General features: G+C 65.4%; 1 pseudogene. It reads right to left on the bottom strand.

Annotated features, from left to right (window positions below):
- Positions 1 to 269: pseudogene (locus HMPREF2924_RS08775) on the bottom strand (integrating conjugative element protein); the annotation flags it as partial.

Genomic DNA, 269 nt, shown 5'->3' with positions numbered 1-269 from the left:
TCGTCGCGCAGCGCCTCGATGACGCCGCGGGTGATCGGCAAGGCATCGGTGCCGGCCGCAGCCAGGTTCTCGGCGGTCAGTGGCTTACTTTTCGACAGCAGCTCCTGCAGCGACTGGAGCTTCTTGTCGTAGGTCTCTTGGATCAGCGGGGTCAGGCCGACGCCTGCCGCCGTCACCGTCTTCTGACAGCCTTCACAGGTCTGTTGCTGTTGTTCGCCCAGAACCCGGGTGGCGAACGCGGCGGCTTCCTGGGGGGAGGACCAGGTGTT

This window comes from Pseudomonas sp. HMSC063H08 (genome assembly GCF_001813645.1).
Taxonomy (GTDB): domain Bacteria; phylum Pseudomonadota; class Gammaproteobacteria; order Pseudomonadales; family Pseudomonadaceae; genus Pseudomonas; species Pseudomonas aeruginosa.
This window is presented reverse-complemented; position numbering and strand designations above follow the sequence as displayed.